This is a genomic window from Alloalcanivorax gelatiniphagus, from assembly GCF_005938655.1.
GTDB lineage: Bacteria > Pseudomonadota > Gammaproteobacteria > Pseudomonadales > Alcanivoracaceae > Alloalcanivorax > Alloalcanivorax gelatiniphagus.
On the sequence record NZ_VCQT01000012.1, the window covers coordinates 1 to 16,329 of the forward strand.

A 16,329-nucleotide genomic window follows, 5' to 3' on the forward strand; every position below is an offset into this window, starting at 1 on the left:
CGCGAAATACGGGGCGGTTCACATTACAGGCGAGATTTTATTGAAGCCTGTATTTCCTATGCTGATAGCTTGCGGGTAAGGGAACGCCCAGATGTTACGTCTATGGGTAAGAAGGTGCTAGAAGACTGCGGTAAACTAAAGGCAATACGAGATCATATCTGCGATTGGGTCTTATTGGAGAGCGAAGTTTGCGATGAGCGGGAATTCTCAGAGACGTTAGTGGAGGTGCTTGAAAAACTGAGAGAGTTAAAATCTAGGCCGCCGGAGATAAATAGTTGGAATGATTCGTGGTTTGAGGCTCACTCGATATTTGTTTACGAAACGTTCCTATATATAGTTGCCGCCTTAATAAGAACCGGAGCTTATGGTGTCTTGCATGAGGTTTTTACTTCTCATTACCTGAGGCCGTCTTCAGATAACCACGGAGGGGGAAATTTTGAAAGATTTGACTGTTTCTACGGGTATTCAGAGACACTACAAGTATTAGCCCCAGAAGGACGAAAGCTGCATGCGCCAGCCGCTGAATTGGTGAAGCGCCAAGCGGATCGTGAGGATATTCCCTTTGCAGACATTATGCAGGCAGAGCTGATGGTTCTCTTGATGTCCTTTATCACAATAGAAACTCGTTGGTATCCACAGACCTTACATTATTCTTCTTACAGCAAAGGGTATCCGTTTTTTGTTCGAGCAGCACAGCATAAAAACTTTATCAAACTTTCTATCGTCACCGGCATAACTTCTGCTGATGAGCTAAGAGAAAAAGTTAAAGAAGGCCATCAGCGACTGGGAACGGATAGGTGGTATAACTTTCATTTTGAAAGGAATTTTTGGTCATCCATGAACATGGATCAACTGGATACACTTAAATGAGCTAACAAGGCGTTACACCGGGCGATGTACTTCCCCCGCTTTAGTGGACACCTTCTCCTAACAAGAGGAGGTGGGCAATGCCCAGATATAAGCATCCGAGGAAGACCTGGCAGTACTCGGCGGATTTCAAGGTGAAGGCTGTCGAACTGAGCCATCAAGAAGGCATTGAGGTCCAGCAGGTCGCTGCAGGTCTGGATATCCAGCCGTTTATGCTTTCACGGTGGCGTAAGGAGTACCGCGAAGGCAGAATCAGGCCAGATGGTCGAAAACGTGTGGATGTGATGAAAGAGAAGAAAGCGCTACCGGCTGAGGAGTTAAAAGAGCTGGATAGGCTGAAGCGAGATAATGCGCGCCTGAAGAAGGAGAACGACCTTCTAAAAAAGTGGCAACGGTATCTGGCGGATCAACATCAGAAAGGTTTGGATTCATCCAAGCCCACGGACGAGAACTAGGTGTCAGATACCTTTGCCGCTGGTTGGGCGTCTCACGAAGTGGCTATTACGCTTGGTGTAAGCGTGGGGAGTCGCAGCAGTCTCGGGCGAACCGCTACTTGCTGAAGGAGGTGCGGCGAATACACCGCGCCACCCGAGGCGTCTATGGTAGCCCAAGAGTGCATCAGGCCTTGCGCCGTGAGGGCATCAGCGTTGGTCGTAAACGTGTGGAAAGGCTGATGCGCGAGGCGTCGCTGATCGGACGTGCTGGCAGGATATACCGCCGAATCCCTGGCATTGAGCGCTTTTATGAGCGCCACAGGAATATCCGGCTGAATCAGCCGGCGCCGACGGGGCTGAATCAGCAATGGGTGGCGGATCTCACCTACATCCGGGTTGGAAATGAGTGGCGATACCTGGCGGCTGTACTCGATGCGTATTCGCGAAAGGTAATCGGCTGGTCTTTGGGTAGCAGGAAGACAGCGGACTTGACTTTGCGAGCGTTACGTCACGCATTGCGGGTAAGGAAGCCCAAGCCAGGGTTGATCTTCCACACGGACCGAGGCGTGGAATACGGGGCGTATCTGATCCAGAACGAGTTGGGCAGACACGGAATCCGCCCGAGCATGAATCGGCCCAACCACTGCACGGACAATGCGCATATGGAGTCGTTTTTCCACAGCCTGAAGGCGGAAGTCATTCACGGCGTATCGTTCAAAAGCGAGCAGGAACTGAGGGTGGTCCTGAGCGGTTACATCAACCAATTCTATAATCAGAAACGGTTACACTCTAGCATTGGGTATATGGCGCCGGCAGAATACGAGAGAATGGCAGCGTGAAACGAAGCGTGTCCATTTTATCGGGGGAAGATCAGTTGTATTCGCCGGACCTCCCGGCCATTACGTCCCGGATTTCGGGCACAAAAAAGCCGCAATGCTTCCGGGGTGCGGCTTTGCCCGCCTGTTGGAGTTTCTAGGCTCCTGAATCCAGTGTACCTTCGTGTAATGTACTGTCAATATGGCCAGTGCGAATGGTTGCGCTGAGGAGGTCGTGTGAGTGACATCGTCATTTTCGAGGAGGGCGCCGGTCCGGTGGAGGTTCGCCTGGAGGGCGAGACCCTGTGGGCGACGCAAGGCCAGATGGCCGAGCTTTTTGATACCTCCACGGACAATATCGGCCTGCACCTTAAAAACGTCTACGCGGAGGCCGAGTTGGACGAGGCGGCAACCACCGAGGATTTCTCGGTAGTTCGTCAGGAGGGCAAGCGCCAGGTCCGGCGGCGGCTCAAGCACTACAACCTGGATGCGGTGATATCCGTCGGCTACCGGGTCAGTTCCCGGCGTGCCACGCGCTTCCGCCAATGGGCCACCCACGTCCTCCGCGAACACCTGACCCAGGGCTACAGCCTCAACGAGCACCGTCTGGCCCGGCAGGGCCTCGCCGAGCTGGAGCAGGCCGTGGAGCTGCTCGGCCAGACCTTGACCCGGCAAGAACTGGTCTCCGACATCGGTCAGGAAGTGGTCGGTTTGATCCTCGGCTATGCGCGCACCTGGCGCTTGCTCCAGGACTATGATGAAGGCGAGCTGGGCGTGCCTGCCGGGGCCCGCCCGGCTCGCGGTGTGCTGGGCGTGGATGAAGCTCGCCGTGCCCTGGATGCCCTGGCCGGCGAGCTGCGCGATAGGGGTGAAGCGAGCGATCTTTTCGCCCGGGACCGGGGTGATGGCCTGGCCTCTATCCTCGGGAATCTGGAACAAAGCATGTTCGGCGAGCCCCTCTACGGCACCCGCGAGGAACGCGCCGCGCACCTGTTGTATTTCGTGATCAAGAACCACCCCTTCTCGGACGGCAACAAGCGCTCCGGCGCCTTCCTGTTCCTGCTCTACCTGCGCCAGGAAGGCATGCGCCTGACCTTGAACGAACAGGGCCTGACCGCTCTGACGCTGCTGATCGCCGAAAGCGACCCCAAGGCGAAGGATTTGATGGCCCGACTCGTCATGAACCTGATCGCGGACGATGTCGGCGGTGCGAACGGAGATGAGGCGAGTACTGAATAAGCGCCGTCCCCTCGCTGCACCTACCCTGTGAGTTTCTGGAGATCGAATCTCGAGGATTGGTAGGGGCACTTACGACAACTCGTCCAAGCCATCGGCGGTGATTGAGCGTGGATGATCTGAACCGGACAGACAGTAAGGGCCTACTTATAGGGATGCCGGCGGGAGAGCGCCGGCGGCCTTTTGATTTTTGAAAGAAAGAATTCGTCAAGGTATCAGGAAGGCACTGCTCGCTGAGTTTGTATGTGGCTGACTTTTCTGGTTTTATTTTGCGTTAGGGGAATTCAGCAAAAGTGATATGACGCTGGCGCGTTCATTGAGTATTCGAGCCGGCGTCCCAATACCTGTTAGAAAGAGGGTATTTCCGGAATGTCTATGAACTATGAGGAAGCCGAGCAAGAGGCCGCATATGCTGAATTTGTGGCTTCGCTAGCAGAAGAACTTTACGACGAGCATCGGGGTCAAGCGATTGAAGAGTTCATAACTGAAAGGCTTAAGTCATACTATGAACGTAACCCTTCCATCGCCGTCAATGCGCTGAGGTTTCTAGAAACTTCGAAATGCCTATTAGACAAGGAGCCAACGGCCTCGCTTCTCTATTCGTCGATCTCCACGGAAGTGATTTTAAAAACCGTTATCCTTAAACCGATTGTTTCCGGATTGGTGCACAGTGAGTCGATTTCGGAGCTGGTCGCAAATGTTTTGACTAAACAGACTGGGGTAGATCGGTTTAAGGATCTGATATTTAAAATATTGGAAGAGTACGTTGAGATCAATGAGGGCGCCGCAAAGTACAGTCGTGCCGAGTCAGAGATGTCCCTGTGGAAAGAGAGGGAGTTAGTTCAAAAAACTCGGAACGCTGTTGCTCATCGAGCAGAGTTTTGTAGTGTGGCCGATGCTCAACGTTCACTGGCCGTAGCAAATGAATTTTATTCACTTACGGAGCAACTTATCGCTGCACTCGGTTTCCACTTCGATGGCGCTGGCGAGATCCGATTTGGCGATCTCGGGCAACAGACTTTTTTCTAACAATCGGCTGCACAGCGACCGATTTCCCGCTGCTTCGCAGCTCCAGACCGGCGCGTGAGCCGGACGTTAGGCCGTACAATATGCCGTGTTTCGACCTGCCAAGTACTTTGAACGCTATATGGGTAAGCATTGTCGGATTCCTTAACTCGTCTTTCATTAGTGCCTCACTATCCGCACTCGCTGGTGCTGGCCTTGGCGTCTGGGGGGCGCAAAAACTCGCAGAGCGATCTGCAAAAGCCAAAGAGCTGTTGGAAGCGTTACGACAAGCGAACGCGATAGTCGTTCTAGCATCCACAATCACGAATCAGGCACTAGCGTTAAAGAGGCAGCAAGTAAAGCCACTATCTGACCAGTACTTCAAGGATCGTGATGTCGCCGAGGCCCTACGGGGCAATTTGGCAGGTGGTGCGCAGGCCGAGCCAACCACCTTTCAAGTTCAACTTACAAAAATCACTCCGCTAACGATTCCAATCGAAACGCTCAAGAGCCTAACGTTCTCCGCCCATCTCATGCCAGGTCGGGCACTAGCACTGGTATCGATGGTCGAGCAATTCATTACTGAGCTCACGCATGCGATCGAAACCAGATCTGATATGATAGATGCGTTCCATAAGTCCAGTCTCCCCTCGCATATTCTTTGCTTCGACTACTATGGGTTGAGGCGATCGGACGGGAATACAAACGCCATGTATCACGACATCATGGTTGCTGTTTGTCAGTACACAAATGACGTCGCATTTTTCAGTGCGGAGCTCGCCGAGGAACTTCAGACTCACGCTTCGCGCATTCGCGAAAAGCTGCTGAAGATTCGCCGTGAGGTTCCAGAAGTCAACTCCGTGGACTTTTCTGGCGCTCATCAATCAGGGCTCATGCCATCACGCGCCGACTATGAATCTTGGCTGTCAGGCTTTAATTCGCAGGACTGAGGCGCGCGGTCTAACAATTCTTCCAAACGGACGCTCAAAAAAGCAGCGCGCCGCTTAACTCAGCTGGAGCAGGCCGTGGAGCTGCTCGGCCAGACCCTGACCCGGCAGGAACTGGTCTCCGACATCGGTCAGGAAGTGGTCGGTCTGATCCTCGGCTATGCGCGCACCTGGCGCCTGCTCCAGGACTATGACGAAGGCGCGCTGGGCGTGCCTGCCGGCGCCCGCCCGGCCCGTGGTGTGTTGGGCGTGGATGAAGCTTGCCGCGCCCTGGATGCCCTGGCCGGCGAACTGCGCGATAGGGGAGAAGCGAGTGACCTTTTTACACGGGACCGGGATGACGGCCTGGCCTCTATCCTCGGGAACCTGGAACAAAGCATGTTCGGCGAGCCCCTCTACGGCACCCGCGAGGAACGCGCCGCGCACCTGTTGTATTTCGTGATCAAGAACCACCCCTTCTCGGACGGCAACAAGCGCTCCGGCGCCTTCCTGTTTCTGCTCTATCTGCGCCAGGAAGGCATGCGCCTGACCTTGAACGAGCAGGGCCTGACCGCCCTGACGTTGCTGATCGCCGAAAGCGACCCGAAGGCCAAGGATCTGATGGCTCGGCTCGTCATGAACCTGATTGCGGACGATAATAGGGCTTAGCAGCCTTTGGTATCATTCTGCCCGCTGTCCAGCGGACCGGGCTTTCAATTTCAATCGGGTTGAGTGATGAATATCGAAATTGTAAAGAAAGCGGATCATGGAAAGCTGATAGAGATCTGGGAGGCATCGGTCAGAGCCACCCATGACTTTTTGGCGGAAGATGACCTGCAGGAATTAAAGCCGCTGATTCTGGAGCAGTACTTTGACGCCGTTGATTTAAGGTGTGCCAAAGACGGCGATGACGAGATCCAGGGCTTCTGCGGCGTCCATGACGGCAGTATCGAGATGCTGTTTATCTCACCCGATGCCCGAGGGAAAGGCGTTGGGGCGTTGTTGGCGGCACACGCTATCAACGAGCAGGGCGCGTCAAAGGTCGACGTGAATGAGCAGAATGAGCAGGCGCTGGGTTTCTACCGGCATATAGGCTTTAAAGTCACGAGCCGTTCCCCGCTGGACGGGCAGGGCAAGCCCTACCCACTGTTGCATATGGAGTTATAAAAGGCTTTTGCGGCGCTTCAGTCGATCCGAATGGTATTCAAAAAAAGCAAAACGTCTTGGGCTGCCAGGCTCAGGGCGCATCCACCATAAAAACCCCTTTCCCCGGTGACGGCACCCCTTTTGGATCGTTGAACGCCTCCGGCAGCGCCTCAAGCGGCTGGCTGCCGCTGACGATGGTCGGGGTGTCCGGGTCGGCGAAGACCTTGGCCAGGTACGCCAGCTGTTCGGCGTCCTCCTTGAACAGCACCCAGCGGTAGCGGATGCCGGCGCGACGTGCCGCCAGGCGTTTCTTGAGGTAGATCCCGCCGCTGGTGGCGAGGCCGCCCACCACGCCCTTGTTGGTGACCGAGCTGAGCAGGGGATTGGTGGTGTTCACGTAGGCGCGGCCGGGGCTGTTCCGTTGGCGCAGCCCATCCAGCAGCGGGTCTTTGCGGTGGGTGTCGTCGGGGGCGGCGAAGTTGAGAATGATGTCCGCGTTGATGGCGGCCATGGCCGCCGGGTCGCGGTAGTCCACGGTCTGGTCGGCGCCCAGGCGCCGTACCCAGTCCTGATTGCGCTGGGAGGCCACGGCGGTGATGGTGGCGCCCCAGCGCCGGGCCAGCACCAGGGCGATGGAGCCCACGCCGCCGCTGGCGCCGTTGATGCATAGATTCTTGCCCCGGGCGTTGTCGGCGGAGAGGCCGGCCGCGGCCAGCGCCTGCAAGGCGGTGAGCCCGGCGTAGCCCAGGCCGGCGGCGGTGGCGTCGCTGAGGCTGTCCTCGATGGGCGCCACGCATTTCCGGGGCAAATTAAAGACCGCCGCATAGGTGCCGCCGGTTCGTGGCGAGGCGGCCACCAGCACGCGTTGCCCGGGCCGCAGGTCGGTGACGCCCTGGCCCACGTCGACCACCCGCGCCACCGCGTCCCGCCCCGGGATCAGTGGCACTTGCCGCTTGGTATTGAGCAGCGGCGCGCCGTAGCCCTTGGCCACCAGCGGATCGATGGGGTTGATGGAGGTGCCGATCAGTTCCAGACGCACCTGATTTTTGCTGGGCGCCGGCGGCGCCGGGATATCCGCCGGGCGCAGGGTGCCGGTGTTGTGATCGACGATAGTGAAAGCCTTCATCTTTTCTCCTTTGCGGGCCGGGTCTCGCGTTGGCCGTAAACGGATCTCGGTCAGACCCCGTCCTTGATCGTATGACGTTGCGTGCCCAGGTCCAGCACCTGGTCGCGGCTGGTGATGGTGGATTCCACCACATCGCCGGCCTGCAGATACTGCCGGCGGCGCTTTTGGGATTTTATAAAAAGCTGCCATTTCTTTGACTCGGGCAGCAAGGCGGCCACTTTGGTCACCGCCGGGCTGGGCAGGCCCAGGGCGCAGCCGGCGGGCGTGCCGGTCATCAGCACGTCGCCGGGGGCGAAGTTGTGAATCAGCGAATACTCGCTGAGGGTTTCGGCGGGCTTGAACACCAGGTTGGCGGTGCTGTCCTGCTGCCGGGTTTCGCCGTTCACCGTGAGCTTCAGCTGCATCTCGTCCAGGTAATGCATCTCGCTTTTTTCCAGCAGGCACAGCACCGGCCCCAGCGGGCAGAAGGTGCGGTAGCTCTTGCCCTTGTGGAACTGCATCTGTGGAATCTGCACGTCCCGGGCGGACACGTCGTTGCCAATACAAATGCCCGCCACGAATTCGTGCAGGTTGTCGGCGGTGACGTCCACCGGCTGGTGGGTCTGTTTGCCCAGCACCAGGGTCAGCTCCACCTCGTAATCCAGCAGCCGCACGTGGGCGGGTTTGACGATCTCGCCTCCGGGGCCGGTGATCGACCCCGAGGATTTGGTGAAGAACATGTTGAAGCTCTTGTCGTCCGGGTCCATGCCGGAGTCGATCATGTGCTGGCGGTAATTGGCGCCCTGGCAGAGCACCTTGGCCTCGTTGGTGATCGGCGATAAAAGCGTGGTGCTCTCTAGTGGCAGCTCGGCGCCATCGCCGGCCGCCGCCCGGATTGCCTCGTGGCCCTGTTCGATCAGCGCGGCGGTGGTGGTGCAGGGCAGATCCAGGGGCGTAATGCGCGTGCCTTCCAGCAGGCCCCAGCGGGGCTGGTCCTGGTGTTGGAAGCGGACAAGGTGCAGTGCCATGTTCTTTTCTCCTATCAGCCAAACAGTTTGGCGAGGGTGATCAGTTTTTTCACCGACAGGTCCGGGCTGCGGCGCAGATTGCGCGTCAGCGCCCGCAGGGCCGTCGGCGACAGTTTGGGCTTGGTGAAGCTGGCCGGCATCGGCTGGCCCCACTGGGACATGGCTTCCCGGCTCACCGGATGCACGCCCATGGGCAGCTCGGCGGTGAACACATCGCCATCGCAATAGTGCTCATGCTTGGCGGCCCAGGGGTCCTCCCAGTAATCGAAAATCTGGCTGCCGAGAACGTGCCGGCCAATGCCCCAGGCGTGGGTCCAGCCGGCCGCCTTGAGCACCCGCTGGCCCATGCCCACCGCGTCGGTGTCCATCACCTCGTAGGCGCTGTGGCTGTACAGCGGCATGAAGCCCTGGGCCATGGCAATGGTGTGGTGATCCGCCGGGGTGTCGCCCAGATTCAGACGCAGGAACACCACCGCCGGCGAGCCGTCCGGCAGCACCTGCACATCGCTGGGAATCAGCCCGAAGTGTTGCGTGTACCAGCCGCAGGTGGCCTGAAAGTCCGCCACCTCCAGCACCACATGGCCGAGACGCATCACCTCCGGCGGCGCCACCGGCGGGCGCTGGGTATCGTTCACCCGGGGCTGTTGCTCGGGGAAGTTGATCGGCAGTGCCTCCCGGTGGGGCAGGGGCGCCGCCGGCGTTTGCCCGTGGATCGCTTCCACCGTGAAGCCGGACGGGTCGGTCAGGCGCACCCGATCGCCGCCGCCGGGGTAGTCCACCGGCGCGATCGCCGACGCGCCGGGCAGCTGGCTCAGCCGGTCCAGGTCCTGGCGGTCGCTCACCTCAAAACCGATGCCGATAAAACCCGCGTCACCCCCCTTGGTCACCCGGTAACAGAACGGCTCCGGGCCGGTGCCACGCAGGTAGAGCGCCTCCGCCGAACGCGACACCGTGTGCAGGCCAAAGTCGTTCAGGAAGCGCTCCGCCTTTTTCAGATCGGGACGCTCGAACAGCAGGTAGGCCAGCTTGCGGGCCTTCACCGTCGGCGCCGGATGCCGGGCCGGTTGGGGCGTGGTCAGTGTGGCCATGGCGGTTACCTCGTCCAGGTTTGTTTCGGCGTGGGCGTCTTCCTGGCGCGCAAGGTCTGGCGCGCGGCCGCTACCGCATTGTGAAAGCCCGAGCTCAGCAGCTTGCGAGGATCGGCCCGTTCCGCCTGCAACCGGGCGGCGCGCTCCCGGGGTTCCTGCTCCGGCAGGATGCGCGGGAAGGCGGCGCCACGGAGCGGGCCGCCCGCTACCGAGTCGTGCTTGTAATGAATCGGCATCCGTTTGCTCGACGGCGCATAGACCACGTCGTCGCCGGTCCAGCGCAGCGCCAGCGCGCGCCGGCGGCGAGTGCGTGACGCATTGCCGTAGGAACCGTGCAGGGTCAGCGGGTGGAACGCCAGAATGTCCCCCGGCTCCATATCCCAGTCCACCAGATCGTACTGGTCCGGGTTGGCGTTGATGTCCGGGATATCTTCCATGTCGTCGTCGATGAGGCTGGCCACATAGTCCGGCGAAATGGCTTTAAAGCGCTGCGGCCAGCGGTGCGAGCCGCGCACGTAGAGCAGGCCGCTGTTGTCCCGGTTCACCGGGTCGCAGGGAATCCAGAACGAACAAATCTGCTCGCCGCGAATCGGCCAGAAGCTCAGATCCTGGTGCCAGGGCGTGGGCGCGTCGGTGCCCGGCTCCTTGACGAACATCTGGTCGTAGAAAAAGCGCACTTCTTCGGCGCCCATCAACTGCCGGGCCAGGTGCGCGCAGGGGCTGTAATAGATCAGGTCGCGCAGAATATCGATGCGCTTCCACAGGAAGATATCCATCTGGTAGCCCTCCACCTTGCGCGACATAAAGCGGCCCAGCAGGGAGCTCTCCCGGCGGGCCTGCTCGATGCCGGCTTCCGCCATGGCTATCCAGTTTGGCTCCAAAGCCTGCTTCAGCATCACCACGCCGTCTTCCTGAAACGCGCGGATCTCCTCCGCCGTCAGGTCGCGTTTGGGCTGGGCCGCGAAGGTCATCATGCACCTCGTCCGTTGTTGTCATTGATAGCGAGCGGCTTGCCGACTCGATTAATTGAGATTAGATTCAATATTGAAATGGATGTCAATAAAAGATACAAAGACCGCTTTCCAGGGTGGATCACCGGCCGCACGGCCGGGCCGCCCGTCTTTTGCGAATGGGTGAGATGGCGATGACGAACAACAAAGAGGCTCTGCCCCGGACCACGGACGTACTGGTGATTGGCTATGGGCCGGTGGGCGCCGCGCTGTGCGCGCTGCTGGGGCGCTACGGCGTGACCACCCTGGTGGTGGACAAGGTGGCGGAGGTGATGCTGGCGCCCCGCGCCATCGCCCTGGACAACGAAGCCCTGCGCATCCTGCAAATGGCCGGCCTCGGCGAAGACGCCTTCGACCGCATCGCCATCCCGGAAGTGAAAATGCACTGCCCCTACCTGGGCGAATTCGGCCGCGCCAACACCTCCGGCACCCTCGACGGCCACCCCAAGCTGGTGACCTTCTACCAGCCGGACCTGGAGCGGGCCCTGCGGCGGCAGGTGGAAGCGTACCCCAACGTCACCTTCCGCCACGGCTATGAGCTGGTGGACCTGAGCCAGTCCGACACCGGCGTCACCGCCCACCTGAAGGACGCTGACGGCCACCGCCACCAAGTCAGCGCCCGCTACCTGGTGGGCGCGGACGGCGCCAGCTCCGCCGTCCGTGGGCTGATCGGCCAGGATTTCCAGGGCGAGACCTACCCGGAAGACTGGCTGATCGTCGACGCCAAGGCCCGCGAAGGCAAAGCCATCGACCACGTGGAATTCCTCTGCGACACCGCCCGGCCCACCCCGCACATGCCCGCCCCCGGCGGCCGCGAACGCTGGGAATTCATGCTCCTGCCCGGCGAAACCCACGAGGACATGGAGCGCCCGGAAAAAGTCGCCGAACTGCTGGCCCCCTGGATCGCCCCCGAGGACCTGGTGGTGGAACGCAAAGCGGTGTACCGCTTCCACGCCCGCTGCTGCACCACCTTCCAGCAGGGGCGGGTGTTTCTCGCCGGCGACGCCGCCCACATCACCCCGCCCTTCGTCGGCCAGGGCCTGGTGGCCGGCCTGCGCGACGTGGCCAACCTGGGCTGGAAGCTGGCCTGGGTGGTCCACGGCCAGGCCGCCCCGGCCCTGCTCGCCAGCTACGACAAGGAACGCCGCCCCCACGCCAAGAAGATGATTGGCCTGGCCAAACTGATGGGCAGCCTGGTGATGCCCCGCAGCCGCTTCAAAGCCATCACCGTGCACGGCGCCATGCGCCTGGGCCGCCTGGTGCCCCGGCTGCGCCGCCAGCTCGAAGAACTGGAAATCAAACCGCCCAACCGCTTCAACAAAGGCTTCCTGATCAAAGGCCGGGGCCGCAAGGGCGTCACCCGCGGTGCCACCCTGGCCCAGGGCCTGGTCCGCCAGGACGGCCAGATCCGCCCCAGCGACGACGTGCTCGGCGACCACTTCACCCTGATCGGCTTCGGCGTCGACCCCGGCCAATCCCTGGACGACGACACCCGCGCCCGCTGGCAAGCCCACGGCGGCGCCTTCCTGCAGATCGGCCTGCGCGGCCAGCACCCGGCCAACCTCACCCCCTTCGCCGAGGACCTCTCCGACTGCCTGGCCAACGGCCCCTCCCGGGGCACCCTGGTGGTATGCCGCCCGGACCGCGTCATCCTCCACGACGGCCCCGCCCGCCACGCCAACCGCATCGTCGACGAATGCCTCCAAGCACTCACGGCGGCGTCCACAAGTTCACAATGAAGGGGTCTCAATATTGAGGTTTTCCCAGTATCATGGCCCCACCCAAGCCCACGGTTGGAACGGACACATGGCCAAAAACACCACGCCCGGCACCCGTAAAACCCCAGCCAACACCCTCACCCGGGGCCACAAAAAGAAAGCCCGCACCCGGCAACAACTGCTCGACGCCGCCCTGCGCATCTACGCCCGCGCCGGCGTCGGTGACCTCGCCCTCAACACCCTCGCCGACGAAGCCGGCGTCTCCAACGGCACCGTCTACAACTACTTCCGCTCCCGCGAACAAGTCCTCGAAGCCGTCGGCCTGGAACTCGCCGTCCAACTCTCCGAACAGATCCTCACCGTCAGCGAAGCCGTCGACAGCGGCGCCGAACGCCTCAGCATCGCCGTGCGCACCTTCATGAACAAAGCCCGCACTGACCCCGACTGGACCCGCGCCCTCATTACCGTGGTCCGCTACGCCGAAGGAATGCGCTCCGCCCTCGCCACCTACCTCCGCGCCGACCTCCAAGCCGGCCGCCGCCAAGGCGACTTCCACTACGCCCACGAAGAAATGGCCATGAGCATGGTCATCTCCGCCACCCTGGGCGCCATGAACCTGCTGGTGGAAGACGGCGAGGTGGAGCATGCAGACCGTATTGCCGCGGAGATGGTGTTGCAGGCATTGGGGGTGCCGGCGGAGGAGGCTAAGCGGATTGCTGGGTTGCCGTTGCCGGGGGAGGCAGGCTAGACGGCCTTGTCGCAGCGTGGGTAGTTGACCTGCGATTTATCTGGTTTGGGTAATTAGTAAGGGCTTACTTAAAAGGCCGTTGGCGCTTGGGCGTTGGCGGCCTTTTTGTTTTTTGGGGAGAGATGATTGGCCGAGATGTCAGGAAGAGCGCGGTTTGAAGCGTTTGTAAGTGGCTGACTTTTCTGGTTTTATTTTGGGCGAGGGAAACCCAAGAATAATGATATTACGCAGGCGCGTTCATTGGATATTCGCGCTGGCGTCTTAATGCCTGTTAGCTATGACAAGAAGAGGCTGTGGTGGTCGAGTACAAGGTCAATTACGTAATAAGCCCGAAGCAGTTCATTGACGTGCTGAACCGATCTACTCTAGCCGAACGACGCCCGGCTGACGACCGGGAATGCGTGGAGGGCATGCTCAGGCACGGCAACTTAACTGTAACTGCCTGGGACGCAGATAAACTCATCGGCATTGCGCGTTCGGTCACTGACTTCCACTATGCCTGCTATCTTTCCGATCTTGCCGTAGATGTCGCCTACCAGCATGTCGGCATCGGCAGGGGGCTTATCCATCGAACGCAACGGGAGTTGGGTACGCGCTGCAAAATCAGGCTCATCAGTGCGCCTGCGGCGATGGATTACTACCCAAAGCTAGGATTTGTTCGAAATCAGCAGTGTTGGGAGCTGGCGCCCTCGGCCACGCAGGCCGATCTCGGCGCAGCAGCTAACACGTCGGCGGAGCCGACGGGTTAAAGCCCGCAGCTCACCTCTACGTTATGTGCCGATACTGAGGTCATTATGAGCTTTGTCATCGCAGATAAAGACTGGTATCGGGATCAGGGCATCACCGAGTCTCTGTGTATGCATTAAGTTTGTTCCGGCCCTTCGGGTCTCCACCGGACGGACTAAAGGCCGCTGCTTATGCTGGCGTCAGACATATAAGGAAATTTCATTAATGTTCGATGTTGAAGAATATATTATTAAAGAATTTATCCGGGAATTCGCGAATAGAGGTGTGCGTATAGATGGACACTCTATTAGGAATGCTAAAAAGCAGTTCGATATCGATGCGGTTGAACGATACATTATAGAAGACATCGACGCAGCTTCTAGAAAAAACCGATACAATCGAGCTCTTCAGTACCGCGAAATAGATAGGATTACAAATTCCCACAAGAAAAAAATTAGGGAAATTGTAAAACAATATGTGTATATAATTTCCAGCCATAGATCGATTGCTGGGGGAGGTGTGAGTCCTCCCATAATCACGGAGTCCAATGCTAGGCGGGCTAAAACAGAATTAAAGGCATCCAGGCAAGCTGGCTGTGATATCTACCCATGCTGAGCGGCTGCATATGACAGATGATGAATACAAAATAAAGGCTACAGATTACTTAACTGAATCCCTGAAAACATTAGTTACTATATGTGCCATATTTATTGGTGGGCTAATTGCCTTTCAAAGTGGGAAGGCGGTAACGAATAAATCATTTTATTGGGCTGTTGGTTTATTTTCCGCCTCTGCATTTGTCTCGGTATTGAATATAAATTCGATTATAAACAAGGTCTATAGATCGAATTATTTGGCAATTCAGACGACTGAGACAAAATTACTGTCGTTCTTTTCGTTGCTGTTGTTCGTTACAGGTGTTGCGCTGTCCGCAGTATATATGTCTAATGATAATTCCGAATTAAAAATTACTCGTGTAGGCGCCAAGCTAGTTATGGATAAGCACGAACTTATGATCGGCAAAGATTTTATCGGCGTCATTAATTTCAATGACGATGGCAATGTTGTAACTATTGATGCAAAAGCAGCTAACAAAAGAAAGTAAGCAGGACAAATCTCCTGGTCGTTGCTGTTGGCCGCTCAAAGCGTTGGCGCGCTTCGCGCCGGAAACCGGGCTTCGACGTTGTGAGCTAAGGAGGCGATAGTGCCAGCAAGACCAGAGACGCGCTCTTTTCAGAGATTTAGGGGTAGGATTCACGATCTAAAACAGCATGTCCAAACTGTGGACATCGCAATGGTTAATGCCTACAAAATGATGAAGGCAGAACCTGACAAGAATAAGAAAATTTCAGAGGCTTTGGGGTACTCGTCAAGGAAATACACGGAGCTGAACCACCCAATTCGCGTTAACCCACGCATTCTAAACCACTCAAAGTCTTGTACGCATCAATACACCATTATCATTCTTCATACCCATTTTTCTGAGTACGTTAAGGGGCTCCTCTCAGAAATATACCACAATAACCCTTTGAGAGTGGTTGGTGGCCATGGAGGCAATATCCCGTACAAGAAAATTGTTGAGCTTGGCAGTATCGATGCAATCAACCGTGAAATGATAGAGTCTGTATTCAGAAAGTTGGAAAACCAACGAAGCACACAGAAACTTTTGGACGATATTTTGAGCAAAGGGAATGCTGCTGTTGATGATGATGTTAAGCGTAGAGCTATGGCTTATTTAGAGATGCGGCACCTTCTAATTCATTCTTTCGGAATAGCAGATGGGGACTTCGTGAGAAAATATAGCGGGATGGTGCCGGCTGTGGTAGGGGAGAAACTTCCGATGGGTTATCCACTGGTTGAATCAGCGATAAACGCTGTGAGAGAACTCTGCAAGCAAGTGGATGCAGCTATGCTATCGGGCGGTTATGTTGTCAGTCGAAATGGCACATAAAAATTCGCGGCGCGCGGACGTACTGATGTGCGTCGGTCCGCTCTGGCGTTAGGAAAAAAAGAGAAAACTATGACCGAAGAAGAATCGAAGTTATCGGCCGCTCCAGAGGCGCCGGTCGAGGCAGAGGAGGAAATAGATGTTTCTCCTTTCCTAGACTATTTACAGAGCTCTCAGGGGCATGAAATAGCATCACGGCTAGTAGGGATAATCGAAGAAGTTAAGAAGGTTACTCTAGATAAGAATTTCTCCCACGCAAAATTCAACCGCTGGATGGAAGCCGGAGTCATCGTCGTGGTAATTGGCTCGGTTGTCCTGCTAAGCGTTATGGACAAGCTAAACCCAACAGTGGGAATGCTGCTGGGCTCTGTTGTTGGCTACTTCTTTGGTAGGCACAAGAATGCCTGACTAGGTGGTGCTGGCCGGCGCTACACGACTTGCATGGCTTACGCTGCGCTTGCAGCTTGGCTGGAGGGCTGTCTGGCTGCATGATGTATTCAGTGGCGAAGGCCTGTGCTGTTTCCAGTGA

General features: G+C 57.8%; 18 protein-coding genes. 14 read left to right on the forward strand and 4 right to left on the reverse strand.

What is annotated here, in order from left to right; all coding sequences use genetic code 11:
• The 7 genes from FGS76_RS19395 to FGS76_RS01940 form a co-directional block, all read left to right on the forward strand.
• Window positions 1-870 (forward strand): hypothetical protein (locus FGS76_RS19395; protein WP_205717148.1); only part of this gene is annotated, 870 nt, incomplete at its 5' end.
• A 77-nt stretch (window positions 871-947) separates the two neighbouring features.
• Window positions 948-2,140 (forward strand): IS3 family transposase gene (locus FGS76_RS01915; RefSeq protein ID WP_138770940.1). Its coding sequence is split into 2 segments (ribosomal slippage): window positions 948-1,245 and window positions 1,245-2,140, totalling 1,194 coding nucleotides; the frame shifts between segments, so codons are not numbered across the junction.
• A 213-nt stretch (window positions 2,141-2,353) separates the two neighbouring features.
• The gene (locus tag FGS76_RS01920) at window positions 2,354-3,355 is read left to right on the forward strand and encodes a virulence RhuM family protein/type II toxin-antitoxin system death-on-curing family toxin (protein ID WP_138770941.1); all 1,002 of its coding nucleotides are present in this window, start codon (window positions 2,354-2,356) and stop codon (window positions 3,353-3,355) included.
• Window positions 3,356-3,727: 372 nt separating this feature from the next.
• Window positions 3,728-4,381 (forward strand): hypothetical protein, encoded by a 654-nt coding sequence (locus FGS76_RS01925; RefSeq protein WP_138770942.1) that lies wholly within the window; start codon window positions 3,728-3,730, stop codon window positions 4,379-4,381.
• Between the two features lie 80 nt (window positions 4,382-4,461).
• Entirely contained in the window at window positions 4,462-5,307 is an 846-nt protein-coding gene (locus tag FGS76_RS01930) for a hypothetical protein (protein WP_138770943.1), read from the forward strand.
• 75 nt (window positions 5,308-5,382) lie between these two features.
• On the forward strand, window positions 5,383-5,952 hold the full coding sequence (locus FGS76_RS01935) for a type II toxin-antitoxin system death-on-curing family toxin (protein WP_205717149.1): 570 nt from the start codon (window positions 5,383-5,385) through the stop codon (window positions 5,950-5,952).
• Window positions 5,953-6,018: 66 nt separating this feature from the next.
• Window positions 6,019-6,450 carry an acetyltransferase gene (locus tag FGS76_RS01940; RefSeq protein WP_138770944.1) on the forward strand — a complete coding sequence of 144 codons (432 nt, stop codon included), beginning with the start codon at window positions 6,019-6,021 and terminating at the stop codon, window positions 6,448-6,450.
• A 70-nt stretch (window positions 6,451-6,520) separates the two neighbouring features.
• Here FGS76_RS01940 and FGS76_RS01945 read toward each other — a convergent pair whose 3' ends face one another.
• The 4 genes from FGS76_RS01945 to FGS76_RS01960 are packed head-to-tail and all read right to left on the reverse strand — an operon-like array spanning window position 6,521 to window position 10,624.
• Complete coding sequence (locus FGS76_RS01945) at window positions 6,521-7,555, reverse strand: alcohol dehydrogenase catalytic domain-containing protein (protein WP_138770945.1); 1,035 nt, start codon at window positions 7,553-7,555, stop codon at window positions 6,521-6,523.
• Between the two features lie 50 nt (window positions 7,556-7,605).
• Window positions 7,606-8,562 (reverse strand): fumarylacetoacetate hydrolase family protein, encoded by a 957-nt coding sequence (locus FGS76_RS01950; RefSeq protein ID WP_138770946.1) that lies wholly within the window; start codon window positions 8,560-8,562, stop codon window positions 7,606-7,608.
• Between the two features lie 14 nt (window positions 8,563-8,576).
• Window positions 8,577-9,650, reverse strand: a complete 1,074-nt coding sequence (locus FGS76_RS01955; protein WP_138770947.1) for a 2,4,5-trihydroxytoluene oxygenase — start codon at window positions 9,648-9,650, stop codon at window positions 8,577-8,579.
• 5 nt (window positions 9,651-9,655) lie between these two features.
• Window positions 9,656-10,624 carry a phytanoyl-CoA dioxygenase family protein gene (locus tag FGS76_RS01960; protein ID WP_240692364.1) on the reverse strand — a complete coding sequence of 323 codons (969 nt, stop codon included), beginning with the start codon at window positions 10,622-10,624 and terminating at the stop codon, window positions 9,656-9,658.
• A 170-nt stretch (window positions 10,625-10,794) separates the two neighbouring features.
• On the opposite strand from FGS76_RS01960, the gene mhpA reads away from it, so the two are divergent.
• The 7 genes from mhpA to FGS76_RS01995 all read left to right on the forward strand — a co-directional run bounded on the left by mhpA (window position 10,795) and on the right by FGS76_RS01995 (window position 16,208).
• Window positions 10,795-12,399, forward strand: a complete 1,605-nt coding sequence (gene mhpA / locus FGS76_RS01965) for a bifunctional 3-(3-hydroxy-phenyl)propionate/3-hydroxycinnamic acid hydroxylase MhpA (protein WP_240692365.1) — start codon at window positions 10,795-10,797, stop codon at window positions 12,397-12,399.
• A 67-nt stretch (window positions 12,400-12,466) separates the two neighbouring features.
• On the forward strand, window positions 12,467-13,126 hold the full coding sequence (locus tag FGS76_RS01970; RefSeq protein ID WP_170214374.1) for a TetR/AcrR family transcriptional regulator: 660 nt from the start codon (window positions 12,467-12,469) through the stop codon (window positions 13,124-13,126).
• A gap of 296 nt (window positions 13,127-13,422) precedes the next feature.
• Window positions 13,423-13,875: a GNAT family N-acetyltransferase gene (locus FGS76_RS01975; protein ID WP_240692367.1), complete on the forward strand. Its 453-nt coding sequence runs from the start codon at window positions 13,423-13,425 to the stop codon at window positions 13,873-13,875.
• A gap of 202 nt (window positions 13,876-14,077) precedes the next feature.
• The gene (locus FGS76_RS01980) at window positions 14,078-14,467 is read left to right on the forward strand and encodes a hypothetical protein (protein WP_138770951.1); all 390 of its coding nucleotides are present in this window, start codon (window positions 14,078-14,080) and stop codon (window positions 14,465-14,467) included.
• Window positions 14,468-14,477: 10 nt separating this feature from the next.
• Window positions 14,478-14,957 carry a hypothetical protein gene (locus FGS76_RS01985; RefSeq protein WP_138770952.1) on the forward strand — a complete coding sequence of 160 codons (480 nt, stop codon included), beginning with the start codon at window positions 14,478-14,480 and terminating at the stop codon, window positions 14,955-14,957.
• A 189-nt stretch (window positions 14,958-15,146) separates the two neighbouring features.
• Window positions 15,147-15,803 (forward strand): hypothetical protein, encoded by a 657-nt coding sequence (locus tag FGS76_RS01990; protein ID WP_138770953.1) that lies wholly within the window; start codon window positions 15,147-15,149, stop codon window positions 15,801-15,803.
• Between the two features lie 69 nt (window positions 15,804-15,872).
• Complete coding sequence (locus tag FGS76_RS01995) at window positions 15,873-16,208, forward strand: hypothetical protein (RefSeq protein ID WP_138770954.1); 336 nt, start codon at window positions 15,873-15,875, stop codon at window positions 16,206-16,208.
• Window positions 16,209-16,329 lie beyond the last annotated feature (121 nt).